This window comes from Streptococcus sp. 2106, assembly GCF_013277315.1.
Taxonomy (GTDB): Bacteria; Bacillota; Bacilli; order Lactobacillales; family Streptococcaceae; genus Streptococcus; species Streptococcus pseudopneumoniae.
Genome location: NZ_VMMS01000019.1, coordinates 32,907 through 51,921, shown reverse-complemented (window position 1 = coordinate 51,921; position 19,015 = coordinate 32,907). Strand labels below are relative to the sequence as shown.

Here is a 19,015-nt window from a genome sequence, read left to right as displayed (position 1 = left end):
ATAGGAGAGAAGTATGGATTACAAGGTCAGTATATTTTTAAAAGGGATGAAAAATAAGCAATTCTTTTTAGCAATATTAATTATTTTAACTTCTATGATATTTTCTGTAAGTGCATTTATTGAAGAGGGGATGGAGTATTTTTTTAATCATGATTATATTGTGGTATTTTTACAAGGTTATAATGGTGATAGGTCGTTGTTAATAGTTTTGGCACCTCTTATTGCAACAATTCCTTTTGCGTCACAGCATATCGAAAATAGAAAAAGTGGAATAATGAAATATATTATATCAAGGATGGGATATAAACAGTATTTTAATTCTATTTTTATAATCAATGGATTCATATCATTTACAACATTTATTTTTGGAATGTTATTATTCTTGATAATGTCAATTTTATTTTTTAATAGAAGTATAAATATGGATGCTTATTATGCAATAACAAAAGTTTCTATTTATGAATCAGCAGTGAGGACATCCCCGTTATTTTATGTAGTAATAATCATTTTACATTGTTCCTTTGTTGGCGTTGCATATAGTAGTGTTGGATTGGCGATGTCATATTTTATTAAGAGCAAATTTGTTGCATGGTTATCCCCATTTATTTTAACGACAATAGGATCATTGTTTGCTATGTTTTTAGGTCTTACTAAAATTGAACCAATGTCAATTTTTGATGTTTCAAGAGTAAAAGGAATAAGCATAATATTTGTTTTTGTATATTTGATACTTGTAGTAGTAATATCATATTGGATGTCGTATAAAAAATTTAAAAGGGATATAGAAACTGATGAAGAAATTTAAAGAATTAAAAAATAAAGAAGATTTTTATATAGGTTTTATATATTTATTAGTGGCTTTTGCTATATTAGCAAATTTTAGTCAGCTGATAGTATTGAAATATAAATTTGGGAATTTTCATTTTGGTGAGCTGATTCTTATCATGTTTAATGATTCCTATACTGGATATTTCACATTTCCGTTTTTATTAGCTTTCATAATGATGCTACAAAGCCCAGTTGAACAAAATATATTTTTTGTACTAAGTAGGTATTCAAGTAGAAATGATTTTTATAGAAATAAGCATTTCAAAATTTTGAAAAGTGTGATTTATTATGTGGTTAGTATTTGTATATTTTCCACTATAGTAGGAATAGGAGATTCTGACTTTGGCATCGGCATTTCAACAGCCACAAAAAAATTTTCAGAAACGTATTTATTTGGAAATTTTGAAACGAATATCGTAATTTATGAGATAGGGAAGATAATAATTTTACAAGGATTGTTGCTATATTTCTTTTCCCTGCTCCATGCACTTTTAACACAGTTTAGAATATCACAATCGTTAGTATTTGTTATCTATACGGGCACTTTGATTGTAATGGCGGGTTCAACATTGGGCTTGTTAGGAGAACATCTGAGACCATTTTCATTGTTTTCTATTTCCGGTTCAGTATATGGTTACGGTATAAATTTCATTGGTAGATGTGGGATATTGGTATTTGTTGATGCAATGTTAGTTCTATTAAATTTTAAAATATTTGAAAATAAAGATATTACATTACCTAAAGGAAGTAAGCAGTATCAAGATGAGTAAGGAGTTGAAACGTATGGATTGTATAAAAGTAGATCATCTTTCAAAAACATTTGGGAAAAAGTGTGTTATAGATGATGTTAGTTATGTTTTTGAATCAGGTAAAATATATGGAATTATAGGAACCAATGGATGCGGGAAAAGTGTATTATTTAAAATGATTTCAGGACTAATGAAACCTACTACGGGTAAGATTACAGTTGGAAGTGTAATTGTTGGTGAAAATGGCTCTATGCCACTTGATGTAGGCTTACTTATTGAACATCCAGGATTTTTGTCTAGTCTAACTGCATTAGAGAATTTAGAGCAATTAGCTACAATCAAAAATAAAATTACTAAGAAAGAGATTGAGGAAGTATTGAATAAGGTAGATTTATATCAGGATAAAGATGTAAGAGTAAAAAATTATTCATTAGGTATGTTACAAAGGTTAGGGATTGCCCAAGCATTGATGGAAAATCCTAAGATTTTACTCCTAGATGAACCATTTAATAGTATGGACTATGAAGGTGTAGAAGAACTTAGAAAAATAATTAAGAGTTATGCTCGAAAGAATCATATTACTATGTTGGTCACATCTCACAATAAAGAGGATATTGAAGTATTATCTGATATTGTTCTTGAATTGAAAAATGGTAAATTAGTTGAGATATCTAACTTTTAGTAATGGTAGGTGGCTAACTTTATTATAGACCTTCCCGAAATCATAACGCATGATGTGCTCCTTTTTGTGAAAAAGTTAACAAATAATAAAATCTTAGCAAAAATATTGTATAATAGTAATATAGAAAGTAAGGGAGAAAACTAAAATAAGTTTAAGTAGTACTATGATGTAGCTAGAAAAGAAAGAATTCTAGCTTGATACAATATTACCAGTCTTATTTAAAGTTGTGATGGAACTATTTTCAAAATAAATAGGCCTCTGCTTTAAGTGGAGTAGTGAATCAGGAGGTTAAGTGATGAACTACAATTTAAAATATCTTTTATCAGGAATATTTGTCCTAGTCTTTATAGGTTTCCTAGTCTGGATGCGTTATTTTAATCAGAGGAAGGAAGAAGAGCATTCGGATGTGTCTTTTGAAACGAGGTTGGATAGTGAGGTCAAGAACTTGTATAAACAACTAGGATTGGGTGAGGAGCCTCATTATTTCTTAGCATATCGCTACCTACATCCCTGGTTTGATTTGGCGATTTTACCACCAACAGTTGAAATTTTCTTAACTAAAATAGCGCTGGTGATGGTAACTCCAGATGAACTACTGATAAGAAATCTTGGGAATGGGATGACTTTCACAAGTGAGCATCATCGTGATTTACGGCAAGGACTTATCCGCATTCCAAAATCAGAGATGAAAGAATTTGAGATTCGTAACTGGAAAAAATTTTTTGTATTTGGCGATTTTTTGACAATTAAAACAAGCCAACATAGCTATTATTTACAGGTTAGAGATGATGGACTTCAAAAAGGAAGTCTTTCTACCAAACATTTCTCCGACTTGAAACGACAAGATTTTCTCGGATTATTAACAGATAAACGGACATTCTGATAGATAATTGCCCTAGTTGTTTATTGTAAACTTTACAAATTTGGCTTGTAATTTTTTTATAAAATTCACTTCAATTACTTGACAGTTATTATATTTTCGCTTATAATATAGATAAAAGGATGGGATAGGAGTTTAAAAATTTGAAAACGCTATCCATGTTGTTTATTGGGCTGATTCTTGAGTAATAGTTAGAGTGTGCTTAATACTACTCTGGTTGTTCAAAGACCTGATACAGAAGAGAACTATTCTCCTAGTTAAGAGTAAGTTCGTTGTTTAAAAATGAAATGAGATAGTGAGAAAATTAGTTAAAATTGGTGTTGCATCTTTAATGGTATGTAGTATACTTGCTTCTACAAGTGTTTTGGCAGTATGGGTTGATGGTGGTCAATGGAACTATGGAGTAGGATGGTCAGGAAATTTTGGTTATTCTGATTATTTACATTCTACTCGCTCTCATACAGCAACTGTTAAAGATGGAAATAAATTCTCTAAGGATCGTGCAGAAGCTGAGGCATGGGCTCGGGCTTCAATCTTCAAATTCCCACCAACGGGAATGGAATATTTCTATGGATTTTAATTAAAATTCTCCCTCCCCTTTTGGAGAGGGAGTTTCTTTACGGGAGGTATCTCTATGAAAAAAATCAGTCATCTTTGTATGCTCCTGCTCTTGCTGTGTACTACGTTTTTTGTCCTGAATGTAAATGTTACACGAGAAATAGTGCGGATTCAGGAGATGGGCAAGACAATTTATTCATTTGACTTGTACTTGAAAGATGTCACTAAACCGACAGAAACGATTCTCCAGTTTTTTGAAGAGGTTGCAAGCCAAGACAAGGTCTCTATTATCAAAGTAGATAATGGCGATGAGGTCGTCAAGGCTGGTGTTTTTGATAAGGAAACATTCCCCTATCAGGAGTTCGGTCTGACTTCTCTTGATTTTTCAAAGAATGAGAAGGGAGTCTACAGTAACCAGAACCTTCCCAATAATCTAGGAACCATTCCCACCTTTTTAAAGGTGAAACTCATTCGACTCCAGACCTTCCAATCTTATATTGAGGATAAATCCCATACTGTAAATGGACGCTACATGATTACCTCCAGCAAAGAGATAGATCGTGATACCATTCTACAAAAGTGGAGTGATTTTTTCCAGATAGATAAGACGATTTTATTAGAACCCACTTACCGAAGTCAGGTTGGAGTGCTAAATCAAGATTTGTTACTATCTATCATTATCTTTATCTTGGCAATCTTGCTTGTGATTTTAATGACAGTTTATCAGCCGATGATGGAGATGAAACGAGTGGGGGTTCAAAAGTTACTTGGTTTTCAAAGCAGGGCGATTTTAGCTGGTTTTGTAAAGACTAATTTTTATCTTCTCTTGGGTGGAAGTCTTGTCATTGACTTGGGACTATTTTTAGTGCTGGACTACAGGCCAAAACTTTTGTTTCCAAGTTTACTCTTATCCCAATTTCTGCTTTTACAGTTGTATTTGTTCATCAGTTGGCTGACCTACCTGATGATTCAGAAAATGACAGTCAGTTCCATGTTGAAAGGTTTTTCATCTGTCAAACTTGGTCTCATCTTTAATTATGTGATGAAAATAGGGACAACTATTTTACTGACGGTCTTACTGATTGGGGTGGGCAGAAGTTTAGAACAAGAAAACAAAGAACTTGCTTATCAGCAACAGTGGGTAAGCCAAGGCAATTACCTGACCTTGGAAACCTTCAAACTCAATGATAACCTGTGGCAAGAAGAGCTAGCAGGGTCAGGGAAATCTACAGATTATTTCTATCGATTTTATCAGGATTTGGTAGAAAAAACGCAGGCGGGCTATGTGCAGAGTAGCAGTCTTCCTGTAAAAAATTTTGTCCAATCAGAACAGATTCAGCAATATCAGTTAACAGATACGGTGGATGTTTACTATGCCAATCGCAATTTTCTAAAGAGCAAGGGATTCAAGCTACCAGATACCGGTATTAAAAAAGTTATTTTGATGCCAGCAAGTACGAAAGGTGAAGAAGATAAAAATCAGCTCTTGGGGAAGTTAATTGCCTTTCATTCGATGAAGTATGAAGAGCAGCAAAAACGAACGATAGAGGAGATGGATGTCGAGATTGCCTATTATGAAGGAGATTGGTCATTTTTCCCATATAGTGATAAGCGAAAGGAAAATCTCTCCAATCCAATTATTAGCTTGGTCAATGATTCTGATATGATGTGGGATGAGAAAGCCTCCCTGTCAACAACTGGCTTAAATAATCCGATTAAAATTGAAAATACGGTTCAACATCAAAAAGAGATTACAGAGTTAGTTGAGAAATTGTCAGATGGAAATTATTTAAAATTTTCATCTATTCAAGCCATTCAAGAGGGGATAGTTGATACCTATCGGGATTCTGTTCGTAATTTTAACGTTCTTTTTGCCTTATTTGCTCTTCTCAGTATGATTGTCTCCTACTTTTTACTCGTTACCACTTTCTTGTTGAAGCGCAGGGATATCATTACCAAGAAGTTTATGGGGTGGAAACTGGTCGATCGCTACCGCCCTCTCCTCGTTCTGCTCTTGCTGGGCTATAGTCTCCCTCTTCTAGTCTTGATTTTCTTTGCCCATGCGCTCTTGCCACTCCTACTTTTTGCAGGTTTTACATGTTTGGATATACTATTTGTGCTAGGCTTGGCTTCTAGGATGGAGAAAAGAAGTCTAGTAGAATTATTGAAAGGGGGCATCTTATGATTGAGTTGGAAAATATTACCAAAACCATTGGGGGAAAAGTGATTTTGGATCACTTGTCTCTCAGGATTGATCAGGGGGATTTGGTAGCCATTGTTGGCAAGAGTGGTAGTGGTAAGTCGACCTTGTTAAATTTATTGGGTTTGATAGATGGTGATTATAGCGGACGGTATGAGATTTTTGGTCAGACAAATCTAGCGGTTAATTCTGCTAAGTCACAAACAATAATCCGTGAACATATCTCTTATCTATTTCAAAATTTTGCCCTGATTGATGATGAAACGGTCGAGTACAATCTTATGCTGGCGCTGAAATATGTGAAATTGTCTAAGAAAGACAAGCTCAAAAAGGTGGAAGAGATTTTAGAGAGAGTAGGTTTGTCAGCTACTTTGCATCAAAAGGTCTCCGAATTGTCTGGTGGCGAACAACAACGAATTGCAGTTGCTAGAGCCATCTTAAAACCCAGCCAGCTGATTTTAGCCGATGAACCTACAGGTTCGCTGGACCCTGAAAATAGAGATTTGGTCTTGAAGTTTCTCCTAGAGATGAATCGAGAGGGGAAAACAGTCATTATTGTGACCCACGATGCTTATGTAGCCCAACAATGTCATCGCGTCATTGAATTGGGCAAGGGGGAATGAGTTAGTTCTGCTTATTTTGACTGAGTGAATACTAAATTGTCAAATTAAGTTAGATTTTTCATGTAACTCAGAAAAACTTGGTAGGGTGATTGATAATTCGATGATTTCCTAGGAATTCTATTTATTGAGTATAGGTCATTTATGTTAGTTTCTTTCAGACAAATGTGGTGTTTATCTGAGCCTAACATAGATGGCTTTTTCTGTCTAGTTTAATTTTACAAATTGGGTCTCTCAATCTCAAAAGTGCATAGAATACTCATTACCATTACTTGAAAATTTGATAATCTTAAAGTAATTATAAGGAGGAATTACTATGTCAGCAATTACAGATAAATGGATAAAACTATTTAATAATGTCAATAATTCTCAGGAGTTAGATACATTTTTAAAGAATGTTTCAGGGAAAGGGCTCAATGAATGGGAACAACTATATAATGACTATGATGAAAGTAAAGATTTATTTATTGAAGAAGCGCTAGAACAAGGTGAATGGATGTTATATACTCCACAGCAAAGGCTTAAGACTAGAATCAATTGGTTAGATTTATATAAACCATTGTGTTATAAATATGTCCAAAAAATTTATAGTATTGTTGAAACTAAGAATTATATTTCTGATAAACAGACTTTTATAGAAGGTATTGAAACATATTTTTTTGAGATTTGTATGAATATTAGTTATCGTACAGTTGTTTTAGAAATTAATGATTTACGCAGAAATTCAAAACTTCTGGGGGAGAGTAGTGAGGATAGATATAAATACTATATAGACACTTTATTACGAGATAAAGAATATATTGTTGATTTTTATAAAAGATATCCAATGTTATATGAGGTATTAGATCAAAAATTAAAAAATATAAGTTTTTATATTCAAGAAATTTTAAATAATTTAGAAGACGACATTCAAGATATTCAGAATTATTTTAAAGTATCGAATTTACAATTATCCAAAATTAATTTTAATGCAGGTGATACTCATTCTAAAGGCAAGACAGTTTGTATATTAAATTTCAAAGATAAGGATATTGTGTATAAACCTCGTAATATGATATTGGATGTTAATTTAAAATTATTTGCAGAAGAATTTGAAAAGACATTTGGAATCTCGAATACATTATTTATCCCTAAGACTTTAACTAAGAAAGGATATAGCTATGTAGAAATGATTGAAATTCAAGAATGTTCTACTTTAGAAGATGTAAAAATATATTTCGAAAATATGGGGAAAATTCTAGCATTTTTACATTTGTTTGGTGCCAAAGATTATCATGGAGAAAATGTATTAGCATCTGGGAGATTTCCTTATTTGATTGATAATGAAACAATTCTTCATTTTAGTGAAAATGAGACAATTAATACATCTATACATAAAATGTATGACTTTGTAGCTAACTCAGTATATAGTACAGGTATTTTGCCAATGACGCTATATTCAATTAATAATAACAAAGGAATGGAAATAGGTGCATTAAATTCTGGTGCAAGAAGAGAATCTCCCTATTTAACACATCAGCTGTCTAATGTTGGCACTGATGAAATCAGAATTGAAAAAGTTTTTAAAGAGGTTGGAAGCTTTCCCAGTACTGTTAGATACGAGGGTGAGAATGTCTCTTGTTCTAATTATTTACCTCAAGTTCAACAGGGATTTGAAGAGATTTATAGAATTTTTGTTGATAATAAGTCAGTTATCTCAAAAATGATTAAGAAATATTTTAATAATTGTGAAACGAGATACATTTATAGAAATACTAATATATATGTACAGTTGCTAGAGACTAGTCATCACCCAGAACTCTTAAAAAATCGTTATGATTTTGAAATGTATTTTCTTAGATTATGTGAATATGGTGATATTTCCAATGAATTTGATAGTAAAATGATTCATGATGAGATTAATCAATTGAAAAATGATGATGTCCCAATTTTTTATTCCGATTCATCTAATAATAATATTTCAAATGGAGTTAAGGAATATATTTTATCACTTGAGGGCGAAAGTATTGTAGAGAAAATTTTAAATAGAATAAAAATAGCATCTACTTCAAACTTAGTTCGTCAGAAGAGAATTATTAATATGTCTTTTATGGGGACCGAATTATTTGTAAAAAATATTGAACCTTCTAAAAGAAAAGATCTTGGAAGAGAATTATTTGTAAAAAGACTATTATCTAGTAGGTTTGAACATAATGGCGAAATTAGCTGGTTAGCAATGCTAGCTATGGATAAAAATTATGATATATCACTTATGAAGTATGATTTATATTCAGGTACAGCAGGCATTTTACTTGGAATCAATAGTTTAAAAATCAAGGAGTTAGAAGAACTTTTTCCTGGAGTAATGAAATACACTGTTAACTACATAAAGGATTTTAGTTCTGATATTACATATCAAAATGTTGGAGCTTTTACCGGAATTTATGGCTATCTATATGCATTGTGTGTATTAAAGGAGAGTAATAAAGATATTCCTTTGGAGATTGAAACATGTATCTTTGAAACCATTTTTAGAACTAAAGATATAGTTTCAAATTTAGATAATTTAGATATTATCGGTGGGATTTCTGGTATTTTAGGTGTTTTATTGAAAGTCAATAGTACATTTAAAGGAAATTTAGATATATTAAATTTGACAGATAAGTTGATGAAACTAATTGTTCAACGTCTGCTTAAAATATATGCCGAAGAAGGGGTATGGATTTCAGAAGATCCAGGGTATGCTCACGGGAATTATGGTGTAATTGTTCAGCTATATAAATATAGTTTAAGTTTAAGTACAGATTCAAATATTAGAAAAATGATTATTCAGTGTGTACAAGACTATTTAAGGAAAGAGAGAGAGGAACTAAATCCCAATAAAGTTCTAAAAGTAAGAAAAAATGCTAAATACTACTCCTGGTGTAATGGTATTGTTGGTATTGTAAAAGCTAAGCATTATTTGTTAATTAATGGGTTATCAGATAAGTTGTTATCGGAAGAAGTGGAGTATTACAGCAGAGATATACTAATTAATGGATTAAATTTGGATAATTCAATTTGTCATGGGAATGTGGGTAATTTGGTGATTTTGGATTCAATTTTACCTGTTCAAACTAATCAATTTGAAAATGAGATACATCAGGAAAGCAATCAATATTTATTAGAAAAAATGACCTATGAAACTGATGATTGGGGTGTTTTGACAGGTGAAATGGGAATATTGATGGCTAATTATAAGGCGGGTAGAAAATGTCTTAATGAATTGCTATTATTAAATTAAGGAGGAATGTAATGAAGAGAAGAGTACCATTTATAGAACAGCATCAAAAAACAGAGTGCGGTTTATGTTGTGTAGCAATGGTATCAAGTTATTTTGATCATGAGATTTCTGTCAAAGATTTACGTAATATTCAGGAAACAGGAAGGGATGGAACAAATTTTGGAAACTTAATTGATATATTAGAAAATATTGGATTTTCTATTAAGTCGTTTCGTTATCCCAAAGAACAAATTGAAAATTTCTCTAAAATTTTGACTCCAGCAATTGCCTTATGGCAAAGTAAACATTTTGTAGTAATTGAGAAGGTAAACGAAAAATTTGTATGGGTTGTCGATCCAGAACTTGGTAGAATTAGATATAGTTTGGAAGAATTTTCAGAAGGTTTTTCAGAGTATCTAATCAGTATAGTAGATAGTTCACAAGTATCTAGGAGAAAGAGTAAAGAAAACTTTCAAGTAGTTTATAAACAGTTGTTAAAAACTTGGTCATATTTTATTCCATTGCTTTTTTTAACACTAGGTAGTTATGGAGTAAATTTTATTTTTCCTCTATGGATGCAACAAATTTTAAACGAAGTCTCAAAGGGAGTTTTTATTAAACAATTCGATTTATTACTTAGATTCTTAGTTTTTGTCTCCATATATTTTATTATCATGTTGTGCCAGAGATATTTTGCAATTATATTGACAAGTGCTATTGATGAGCGACTAAACAATAATGTGATAAGTAATCTCTTTAAGTTACCTTATAAATTTTTTTCTACTAGAAGTAGCGGAGATTTAATCTACTCAATAAATGGTTTGTCTAGAATCAGACAGTTATTTACAAATCAGTTTATACTTGGGATTTTAGATATAGGGTTTGCTATTTGCATTTTAATCTATTTTGCTAGATTTAATTATATTATATCCTTATTAGCTGTTCTATTGTTTTTTTTGAATCTTTTTATATTATTCTTGACCAGACAGAGTTTAGAACAAAGAAATAAGTCATTTATAATTTCTCAAAATGACTTACAGAATAAACAGATTGAAATGGTTTATTCTATGATGGGAATTAAAATGGAAGGTTTTGAAGACCAGACATATAAGCAGTGGAAGAGTTTATTTGATAAAAATATATATAGATATAAATGTAGTGAAATTTTTTCAGGATTTGTGAATTCGTTATTTACTATTATCACATTTATTTCACCTTTTATATTGCTGTTTGTTGCTTTACAATCAAATAGTAGTGTTGGTATAGGAAGTGTATTTGCACTTTATTCTTTAAGTACTCTTTTATTCAGTAAAACTAATAATATTTTTGAAACAGTAGTATCATTTTACAATAGTAAAACGTTTTTAGCTAGGATAGTTGAAATTTTAGAAGAAGACATGGAGGAAAATGGAGAATTAAAATTTGATTTAAAAGGCGATATTGAATTAAGAAATGTATCATTTTCATATACAAAAGATAGTAAAAAGGTTTTAGAAAATATTTCTTTAGAAATAAAACAAGGAGAGCAGGTTGCAATTGTCGGATCATCTGGTTCTGGGAAAAGCACTCTATCTAAGTTATTAATTGGTCTATATCCAGCAAGTTCAGGAGAAATATTGTTTGATAATATAGATTATGATAAATTTGAGAAAAAATACTTACGTCAACAAATTGGAATTGTACCTCAAGATATGACACTCTTTAATAAAACTATTCTTGAAAATATTATAGGTGATAATATTATTTCACAAGAAGAAGTAGAGGAAATTTGTAAATTAGTAAATATTCACGATGAAATCCAAAATATGCCTATGGGATATCATACGCTAGTTTCGGAGATGGGATTGAATTTGTCTGGTGGGCAACGTCAAAGAATTATTTTGGCTAGAGCATTAGTCAAGAAACCTCGAATTATGCTCTTAGATGAAGCGACAAGCTATTTAGATAATGTAAACGAAAAACAAATAATGAGAAAATTTAAAGAGCAGAATATTACTATAATCTTGATTGCACATCGTTTATCTACAATTATTGACTCTGATCAGATTTTTGTTATGGACAATGGAAAAATTTCTGAGAGAGGGACGCATAGAGAGCTATTAAATAATAGAGATGGTTTATACAGTCAACTTTATCAAATGAATTATTAATTTTAATAAAAAATTTCAAGTTTAAGTTATTTTGCATTAAATGAGTTGATTATGCTTATCATTTGTATCACACTTCCAAGAAAAGTAAGAATAAACTTATGTCTCAGAAGTATGGGGTTTAGTTTTATAGTATCACTCACTAAAAATATTGGAAAATGTAAAAATTGAAAAGAATTCTACTTCGTCAAGGTGTAATGACCTCAAAAGTTGAACTATTAATTTATGCTAAGGATTGAATCCTGTATTGCACAGGACTCAGTCCTTTTAATTGTGGTTTCAAGCCAGTTTTTCTCTGTGAGAAAAATTAGTCAAATAATATAGCATGACCTGAACGAAGTTCAGCGAGCGTTTTTAGACGCCGCTGGAGAGAAACGGCTTATAGCCAGTGTACAAGCCACCCGTTTTCACGGGTGGTTATGACTAGTCGAATTGCCACCGATCAACACTTTACTCAAAATGGTTTCTATTGTTTCTTGATTGAGAGCTTGAAACAAGGTAAGTTTTAATTTTCTAATACGAACTTTAAGAACAGATTATTTCTATTTTTCTGAAAAAAACGACAAGATTATGGAATTTCCAAAGAAATACTCCGTTGTGACATCAATATAGCCTCCAACTTTATTTTCTACTAGCAGTATGCTGAAGGTGTGAGAATTATGATAGATACATTGTCATAGAGCTAAATTGATTGTTCCAATTTAATTGTTCAAGCTAGCTTGACATAGATAGAAAAAGATATTTCACACGGAGTCTATTGCTATATTAGAATATCTAGCTAATCAATCTGTATTACCATTTTTAATTTTTAAATCGTTCAATATTATTGCACGATTTACTCATTACTAAAGCTATTTAGCGATGTATACTTAGTAGTGTAAAGATGATTATCTTAAAAAAAGAAAGGAGAGTTGTTTATGACTAAACATATTCATAAATGTGAAGAAATTGATAGTCTTGATTTTGAAGTAAACGAGCAAGAGCTTTCAGGCAAATCAGGTTCAGGTTGGTTTACGGCAGTTCAATTAAGTCTAGCAGGTCGTTGCGGTCGATGGTTTACAGGATCATTTGAAGGCACTAGTAACAACGTAAGTTGTGGTAAATAAAAATGGGGGAAAAATGATGGAAGAAAAGAAAATGTCATCAGAGATTGATAATTTGGATTTTGAAGTAAACGAGCAAGAGCTTTCAGGTAAATCAGGTTCAGGTTGGTTTACGGCAGTTCAATTAAGTCTAGCAGGTCGTTGTGGTCGATGGTTTACTGGTTCATTTGAATGTACTAGTAATCATGTAAAATGCGGTTAACTAAGGATTAGAAAATTTTATTCTGATAAATAGTATTTGTTAAATTTATTATAAACAAGGAAAGTTTTGCGAGGGACAATATGGAAAACAAGCAATATAATTCAGAAATTGACACTTTAGACTTTGAAATTAGCGCTCAAGAATTGGAAGGAACTTCTGGTGCAGGAGGCTGGTATTCAGCATTTAAAATGACTCTAGCTGGTCGCTGCGGTCGATGTTTCACATGTTCTTATGAATGTACAAGTAATAATGTTAATTGTTAATTTAGGAAGTATATATGTTTCTTGAGATGTGAAAATTTTCCTTGTTATAGTTGACAGATATAGAGTTAAATGATAAATTATAGGAGAAACAAAATGGAAGAAAATTATGTAGAAGTTGATAGCTTGCGTCATGAAATTGACAATCAAGAATTAGCAGGTAATTCTGCAGCTGGACTCAGAACAGCAATTCGAATGACTAGTCAAGGTCGCTGTGGGTGGGCTTTCACGCTTTCTTATGAATGTACGTCACCAAATGTCCGCTGTAGATAGAATGAACAAGATTGGAGAGTAAGATGGAAGGAATTATTGGAACACTTGAGTTTTATGCTCCCGTATTGATTCTAGGAGCATCTATTATTGGTATCGTCTACGTTATGAAAAAACGAAAAGAACGAAAATGATGTATATTTAAAAAGCCATACTAGTTTATGGCTTTTTTACTTGTCTTTAGAGAGATTATGCACGAATTACTCATGATATTAAAGCTCAGATTGATTATAATAGTCTTGTAAAATAGAAATGGAGGAATATTTATGTCACAATTAGTTGTAAAAAATTTAAATAAAGAGTTTGGGGAGGGAGATAGCCTAGTTCATGCTTTATCGGATGTTAATCTCTCTGTAAAGACAGGAGAATTTCTTGCTATTATGGGAGCAAGCGGCAGTGGAAAAACAACTTTGTTAAACTGTATTTCAACAATCGATAAGCCGACGTCAGGTGATATTTCCTTTGAGGGATTTGATATCATCAATGCAACAGATAATCAATTGGCAAACTATCGCTCACAAAATATTTCCTATATCTTTCAATCTTATAATTTAGTTGAAACTTTAACAGTTTATGAGAATATTGTCTTACCATTACAAATTCAAGGGAAAAAAGTTGCTGATTGTCATTTAAAAATAGAAAATATCCTAGAAAAATTATCAATTGGTCAATTACGAAATAAATTTCCCAATCAATTATCAGGAGGACAAAGACAGCGTGTTGCCACCGCACGTGCTCTAATTGATGAATCTAAACTGCTTATTGCAGATGAACCAACAGGTGCTTTAGATTCGGCTAACTCAGAAAATTTAATGGCTCTTCTGCAAGAGATTAATCAAGTTTTTGGCATTACCATTTTAATGGTGACACATGATCCGGCAGCAGCTAAGTATTCATCACGAATTATTCTATTAAAGGATGGACAAGTTACAGCAGATATGTACCGCCATTCTTTATCAAATGAAGAATACTTACAAAAAATTTATAAACATACACGATAAGGAGAAGTAGGATGTATCCAAAATTAATTCTCAGAAATGTTCAAAGAAATTTACAGACCTACACAGTTTATTTTCTTAGTTTAACGTTAATTTATAGTCTACTCTATGCATTTAATGCTTTGCCAAGTCATCCTGTTATGCAAAGTTTATCAGGTGCTAAGGAGATGATGACAACCATTATGACACAATATATGGGACTATTATCTTATGTTGTATTGAGTACAATTGCTTTTTTAGTTGTTTACTCCACTGGTTTCGTATTAGGTCGAAGAAAACAAGAGCTAGGTCTATACGCAACATTGGGGATGAAAAAACGTCATATTGTAGGAACGCTTTTCTGTGAGACAATGGTTGTTAATCTGTTTGCTTTGCTTGCAGGATTTATCTTAGGGTTAGGAGTATTGATTGTTCTAGCACATATTGCATCTAATTTTTTTATGGGGAATTATTTTGGTAATATGTTTTTTCTAGACATGAAATCAGTTAATTTATTAGGAATATCATATTTAGCAACAAGTGTAATCATTGGTGTGATGGACATAGTTACCTTTAGAAAGCAAGCTATTATTTCTCTTATTCAAGAAAATGGTGTTAAAAGTTCTATTTTTTCGAAAGGAGAAACAAAATGGCAATTGCTACTATTTATCTTGTCGGCACTAGTTATTTGCTTTGGATGTGTCTATTTATCAGACTATACACATATTTCAATTCTTAGAAATTGGGGAATGTTACTTATAACACTGTTTGTACTAGTTATATTTATTTTTTACAGTACATTAAGTCATTCTTTGATCCGCTTAACTTATTCATTGCCAAATTGGTATTTCAAGAAATATAATTCATTTAAACTCAGACAACTATCTAAGCAAGCAGATCGTAATTCGGTGACCATATCGGTATTATCGCTTTCCTTGGCATTAGCAACTAGCTTATTGATTTTTAGTGGTAGTGCCTACAGTTCATTGAGTAATGATTTAAATAAATTTATTCCTTATGATATTGATGTGCAGATGTTTAAGGGAGAAAAATACCATCATAACAATATAGATGTAAAGAATAAGTTAAAAGAAGATGGTTTTGACTTTTCGATTATTGATAAAGAGTTTGAGTATCCAACTTATATAAGTGAATTGACTTATAAAGATATTATTGATACAAGCAATTTATGGGATTTAGATAAAGAATTAGGAGGCTCGTTCGTTAATATTGTTTCGCTTACTGATTATAATTCTTTATTAAGACTTCAAGGGAAAAAAGAAGTCAGTTTGTCAGACAATGAATTTTTAATAAATGCAAACTATAAAGGCACTAGGAAGCAGATTAGGGAATTTCTCTCTAAAACTAACGAATTGACTGTTTCCGATGTAAAGTTAAGGTCAAGTTCTAAAAGTCCTTTGGAAAATGTTTATTTTGTTACTACAGTAGAAAATAATGATCGAGGGACATTGATAGTCCCTGATAAAGTAGCGAAAAAATTGACTATTAACAGTTTACATTATGTAGCCTTATATAAAAAAGGGATTGATAAACGAAATGTTGAATCATTTTTAGAGAACTGGATTGAAAATTATTATTTTACGGATCAAGAAGGAAATCAAGCTGATTTTGTATATCAAACAAAAGTTCGATCAGCAGAACTATATCTAGGAGTTATGGGAGTCATTGTATTAGTTCTAATTTTTGTTGGAGTTATTTTTACAGTTATCACATTGAGTATTCTGTCGTTGCAGGCTTCCACAAATGCATTAGAAAGTGTTAATGATTACAATATACTTTATTTATTAGGAAATCAAAGAATGCAAAATAAAAAAATTATTTTTCAACAGATTCTCGCCTATTTTCTAATACCGTTGCTAATAGCTATTCCATTGAGTTGTTCACTTAGTAATAGCTTATTAGGCTACTTTGAAAATTTTGCAAATACAACAGTTGTAATTGATGTAAAATATTTATTGTTTATGATTGGTTTATTTACAATTTATATCTATTTTACCTATAAAATTTGTGTGAGGGCCAGTAATCAGATCTAATGAGTGAAAACCAGAATGGGATATTAGCTATCCTTATTCTGGTTTTGTGATATAATGATAACAAAAAATCATAGTAGGAAATTTTAAATATGAAGACGTGGTTAAAGAATATTTCTGATAACTCATTATTGTTATGGTGGAGCACTTTAATAAATCATTTTATATTAATGGTTTATATATACCTTAAAATTCCATTTGACTTTTCATCAACTTTTACTCAAAAATTTGCAGTTGTTTTTATTATTTTGTTGATTATTTCTACTTATATTTGTAATTTCTTAAAGTTTAAATATAGTGAATTAAAGTTGTGGCTATTACTATCTCTATTTTTAATTAGTTGGCAATTGGCTCTGAGTTTGAATGTTGAACACACATTATTCCATTTTTTAGATCTGCTTCATCCCATTAATTCTTTTCTATTAGTTTATAGTTCAGTATCTATTATTCTGTTAGGTAAAAAAATAGGTGAGGAACTATTTTTTGTAACTTTTATTGTTACGATTATTACAGAGATATCTTATTTTTTTAGTGAGCCTCTCTTTTTATTCTTATCTATATTTACATCATTTTTCATTTCTTGCTTACCTATTGTTCTGTTAATGATGTATAAAAAAGAGTTGAAATCTTTTTTAAATTACCAGAGGAAAAATTTAACCTTCCTTTCATTTTTTCTACCCGTTACTTATGTCATTTTATATATTAACACGGCTGATATTGGTATTTTAAATTTTTTATGGTATGTAGAAATTTTTTTGGTACTTGTTTCGTTCCACTTGAAAACAATTTATATGAGTTTTCAAAAAAAGATAGATGAGTTGAAACTATTATATATTGAGGCAAGTTTAAAAGTACTACTGGGGGTAAGTATCCTTTTAATTGCTACATTTATTATTGCAAGACTAGATTTAAAACAAAGTTTTATTTGTTTTAATTTACTTGTGCTGATTGTTGGATTTCTAACGGAAGAATTTATTAGATTATTTAGAGGTAAGCGGCTAACGGGTGCAAAAGATTATTTAGAAGTTTTATTTTTGAAAAGAAATAAGATGGTGAAGAATTTGTTAGCTAATGAAGATATAGAGCAACAATTCGCAGAATTTCTTCATAACGAAGTATTACAAAGTGTGATGGCTATTAAAAATTTTAATAAATATGGAGAAGATGAGAAGTTTAGAACTCAGATTGGATATGTCTCAGATGAACTAGTTCAACGTATCCGAGAGAGAATGGATTATTATCAACCAATGAGTAGTGGCAATGAGGAGTTAACTAAAAAATATACATCATTAATTGATAGAATATTGAGGAGATATGAGACTATGAAAGAAGTTGAAACAGATTTTCAGTCTGATTTTTTTCTAATGGAACCGTATGATAAGATTCTTTATCGCTTTATTGAAGAATTAGTGACTAATGCTGTTAAATATTCATCAGGACATACTATTTGGTTATCTCTCTCTGTATCTGACGATATTATTTATTTATCTTGTAAAAATAATTATGATATTTCTAGTAACCATCTTGGTTATGGGTTAAAGAATTTAGAAAATCGTGTTAGTGTTTTAGGTGGAACAATAGAAATTCAGACAATGGATGCTATGTTTCAAGTAGAAATTCAATTACCAATAGATAAGGAGCTATGCTATGAAAATTTTATTAATTGATGATCACAAGTTGTTTAGTCAGAGCATAAAAATGATTTTAGAGTTATCAGAAACAATTGAATATGTTGATTTAGTTGAAAATTTTCAATCAGTAGATGATATTGATTATAGTCCATACGATATCATTTTGATAGATATTAATTTGACTAGTATTTATGAAACAGATGGATTAGCCTTGGCAGAAGAAATGATAAAAAAAGAACGAGGTATTAAAATCGTTATTTTAACAGGGTATAGCAAAAAAATTTATGAGTATCGAGCTCAGAAGATGGGAGCCTATGCTTTTATTGATAAAAGTATCGATCCAGATAAGCTTCTTACTCAATTAAAAGGTATATATAGTGGAAAAAAGTATTTTTCGGTAGAAGAAATCGTGGATATCTTGTCTGAACGAGAGATAGAAGTGTTAGAATCGATTAGAAATGGTTTAACAATTGATGAGGTCTGTGAAACCTTATTTTTAAGTAAGCGGACTGTTTCGAATCATTTGGCAAATGTATTTTCAAAGCTAGGTGTTAATAATAGGCAGGAGGCAATCCATAAAGCAGAACTTTTAGGATATTTCTCTCCAGAGTAAGAT

General features: G+C 31.1%; 17 protein-coding genes. All 17 read left to right on the top strand.

Annotated features, from left to right (window positions below; all coding sequences use genetic code 11):
* The first annotated feature begins 13 nt into the window (after nucleotides 1-13).
* On the top strand, nucleotides 14-805 hold the full coding sequence (locus HT723_RS02420; protein ID WP_172934550.1) for a hypothetical protein: 792 nt from the start codon (nucleotides 14-16) through the stop codon (nucleotides 803-805).
* Nucleotides 792-1,598, top strand: a complete 807-nt coding sequence (locus HT723_RS02415; protein WP_172934549.1) for a hypothetical protein — start codon at nucleotides 792-794, stop codon at nucleotides 1,596-1,598. Before HT723_RS02420 ends, HT723_RS02415 begins: the two co-directional genes overlap by 14 nt.
* 13 nt (nucleotides 1,599-1,611) lie before the next feature.
* Nucleotides 1,612-2,259, top strand: coding sequence for an ABC transporter ATP-binding protein (locus HT723_RS02410; protein WP_049779943.1), 648 nt, complete (start codon nucleotides 1,612-1,614; stop codon nucleotides 2,257-2,259).
* 295 nt (nucleotides 2,260-2,554) lie between these two features.
* Nucleotides 2,555-3,142, top strand: coding sequence for a hypothetical protein (locus HT723_RS02405; protein ID WP_172934548.1), 588 nt, complete (start codon nucleotides 2,555-2,557; stop codon nucleotides 3,140-3,142).
* Between the two features lie 292 nt (nucleotides 3,143-3,434).
* Nucleotides 3,435-3,719: a lactococcin 972 family bacteriocin gene (locus HT723_RS02400; protein ID WP_001230167.1), complete on the top strand. Its 285-nt coding sequence runs from the start codon at nucleotides 3,435-3,437 to the stop codon at nucleotides 3,717-3,719.
* A 54-nt stretch (nucleotides 3,720-3,773) separates the two neighbouring features.
* A complete protein-coding gene (locus HT723_RS02395; protein ID WP_172934547.1) occupies nucleotides 3,774-5,882 on the top strand; it encodes a bacteriocin-associated integral membrane family protein in 2,109 nt (702 codons plus the stop codon).
* On the top strand, nucleotides 5,879-6,520 hold the full coding sequence (locus tag HT723_RS02390; protein ID WP_100104851.1) for an ABC transporter ATP-binding protein: 642 nt from the start codon (nucleotides 5,879-5,881) through the stop codon (nucleotides 6,518-6,520). Before HT723_RS02395 ends, HT723_RS02390 begins: the two co-directional genes overlap by 4 nt.
* A 313-nt stretch (nucleotides 6,521-6,833) precedes the next feature.
* Complete coding sequence (lanM, locus tag HT723_RS02385; protein WP_172934546.1) at nucleotides 6,834-9,779, top strand: type 2 lanthipeptide synthetase LanM; 2,946 nt, start codon at nucleotides 6,834-6,836, stop codon at nucleotides 9,777-9,779.
* 11 nt (nucleotides 9,780-9,790) lie between these two features.
* The gene (locus HT723_RS02380; protein WP_172934545.1) at nucleotides 9,791-11,908 is read left to right on the top strand and encodes a peptidase domain-containing ABC transporter; all 2,118 of its coding nucleotides are present in this window, start codon (nucleotides 9,791-9,793) and stop codon (nucleotides 11,906-11,908) included.
* A 914-nt stretch (nucleotides 11,909-12,822) separates the two neighbouring features.
* Nucleotides 12,823-13,011, top strand: a complete 189-nt coding sequence (gene slmA / locus HT723_RS02375; protein WP_172934544.1) for a salivaricin M family lantibiotic — start codon at nucleotides 12,823-12,825, stop codon at nucleotides 13,009-13,011.
* A 31-nt stretch (nucleotides 13,012-13,042) separates the two neighbouring features.
* Nucleotides 13,043-13,210: a salivaricin M family lantibiotic gene (slmA, locus tag HT723_RS02370; RefSeq protein WP_240148716.1), complete on the top strand. Its 168-nt coding sequence runs from the start codon at nucleotides 13,043-13,045 to the stop codon at nucleotides 13,208-13,210.
* An 80-nt stretch (nucleotides 13,211-13,290) separates the two neighbouring features.
* Nucleotides 13,291-13,473 (top strand): salivaricin M family lantibiotic, encoded by a 183-nt coding sequence (gene slmA / locus HT723_RS02365; RefSeq protein WP_078156164.1) that lies wholly within the window; start codon nucleotides 13,291-13,293, stop codon nucleotides 13,471-13,473.
* A 93-nt stretch (nucleotides 13,474-13,566) separates the two neighbouring features.
* Nucleotides 13,567-13,743, top strand: coding sequence for a salivaricin M family lantibiotic (gene slmA / locus HT723_RS02360; RefSeq protein WP_057487960.1), 177 nt, complete (start codon nucleotides 13,567-13,569; stop codon nucleotides 13,741-13,743).
* Between the two features lie 263 nt (nucleotides 13,744-14,006).
* Entirely contained in the window at nucleotides 14,007-14,741 is a 735-nt protein-coding gene (locus tag HT723_RS02355) for an ABC transporter ATP-binding protein (RefSeq protein WP_023945195.1), read from the top strand.
* Between the two features lie 11 nt (nucleotides 14,742-14,752).
* Complete coding sequence (locus HT723_RS02350) at nucleotides 14,753-16,771, top strand: FtsX-like permease family protein (protein ID WP_023945194.1); 2,019 nt, start codon at nucleotides 14,753-14,755, stop codon at nucleotides 16,769-16,771.
* Between the two features lie 89 nt (nucleotides 16,772-16,860).
* Nucleotides 16,861-18,435, top strand: a complete 1,575-nt coding sequence (locus HT723_RS02345) for an ATP-binding protein (protein ID WP_023945192.1) — start codon at nucleotides 16,861-16,863, stop codon at nucleotides 18,433-18,435.
* Nucleotides 18,416-19,012 (top strand): response regulator transcription factor, encoded by a 597-nt coding sequence (locus tag HT723_RS02340; protein WP_023945190.1) that lies wholly within the window; start codon nucleotides 18,416-18,418, stop codon nucleotides 19,010-19,012. Before HT723_RS02345 ends, HT723_RS02340 begins: the two co-directional genes overlap by 20 nt.
* The last annotated feature ends 3 nt before the right edge of the window (nucleotides 19,013-19,015 follow it).

Excerpts from the sequence above, each read along its gene's own strand:
- HT723_RS02390 (WP_100104851.1), top strand. The coding sequence starts at position 5,879 with ATGATTGAGTTGGAAAATATTACCAAAACCATTGGGGGAAAAGTGATT.
- lanM (WP_172934546.1), top strand. The coding sequence starts at position 6,834 with ATGTCAGCAATTACAGATAAATGGATAAAACTATTTAATAATGTCAAT.
- HT723_RS02420 (WP_172934550.1), top strand. The coding sequence starts at position 14 with ATGGATTACAAGGTCAGTATATTTTTAAAAGGGATGAAAAATAAGCAA.
- slmA (WP_078156164.1), top strand. The coding sequence starts at position 13,291 with ATGGAAAACAAGCAATATAATTCAGAAATTGACACTTTAGACTTTGAA.
- HT723_RS02355 (WP_023945195.1), top strand. The coding sequence starts at position 14,007 with ATGTCACAATTAGTTGTAAAAAATTTAAATAAAGAGTTTGGGGAGGGA.
- slmA (WP_172934544.1), top strand. The coding sequence starts at position 12,823 with ATGACTAAACATATTCATAAATGTGAAGAAATTGATAGTCTTGATTTT.
- HT723_RS02410 (WP_049779943.1), top strand. The coding sequence starts at position 1,612 with ATGGATTGTATAAAAGTAGATCATCTTTCAAAAACATTTGGGAAAAAG.
- HT723_RS02350 (WP_023945194.1), top strand. The coding sequence starts at position 14,753 with ATGTATCCAAAATTAATTCTCAGAAATGTTCAAAGAAATTTACAGACC.
- HT723_RS02415 (WP_172934549.1), top strand. The coding sequence starts at position 792 with ATGAAGAAATTTAAAGAATTAAAAAATAAAGAAGATTTTTATATAGGT.
- HT723_RS02345 (WP_023945192.1), top strand. The coding sequence starts at position 16,861 with ATGAAGACGTGGTTAAAGAATATTTCTGATAACTCATTATTGTTATGG.
- HT723_RS02395 (WP_172934547.1), top strand. The coding sequence starts at position 3,774 with ATGAAAAAAATCAGTCATCTTTGTATGCTCCTGCTCTTGCTGTGTACT.
- slmA (WP_240148716.1), top strand. The coding sequence starts at position 13,043 with ATGTCATCAGAGATTGATAATTTGGATTTTGAAGTAAACGAGCAAGAG.
- HT723_RS02405 (WP_172934548.1), top strand. The coding sequence starts at position 2,555 with ATGAACTACAATTTAAAATATCTTTTATCAGGAATATTTGTCCTAGTC.
- slmA (WP_057487960.1), top strand. The coding sequence starts at position 13,567 with ATGGAAGAAAATTATGTAGAAGTTGATAGCTTGCGTCATGAAATTGAC.
- HT723_RS02340 (WP_023945190.1), top strand. The coding sequence starts at position 18,416 with ATGAAAATTTTATTAATTGATGATCACAAGTTGTTTAGTCAGAGCATA.
- HT723_RS02380 (WP_172934545.1), top strand. The coding sequence starts at position 9,791 with ATGAAGAGAAGAGTACCATTTATAGAACAGCATCAAAAAACAGAGTGC.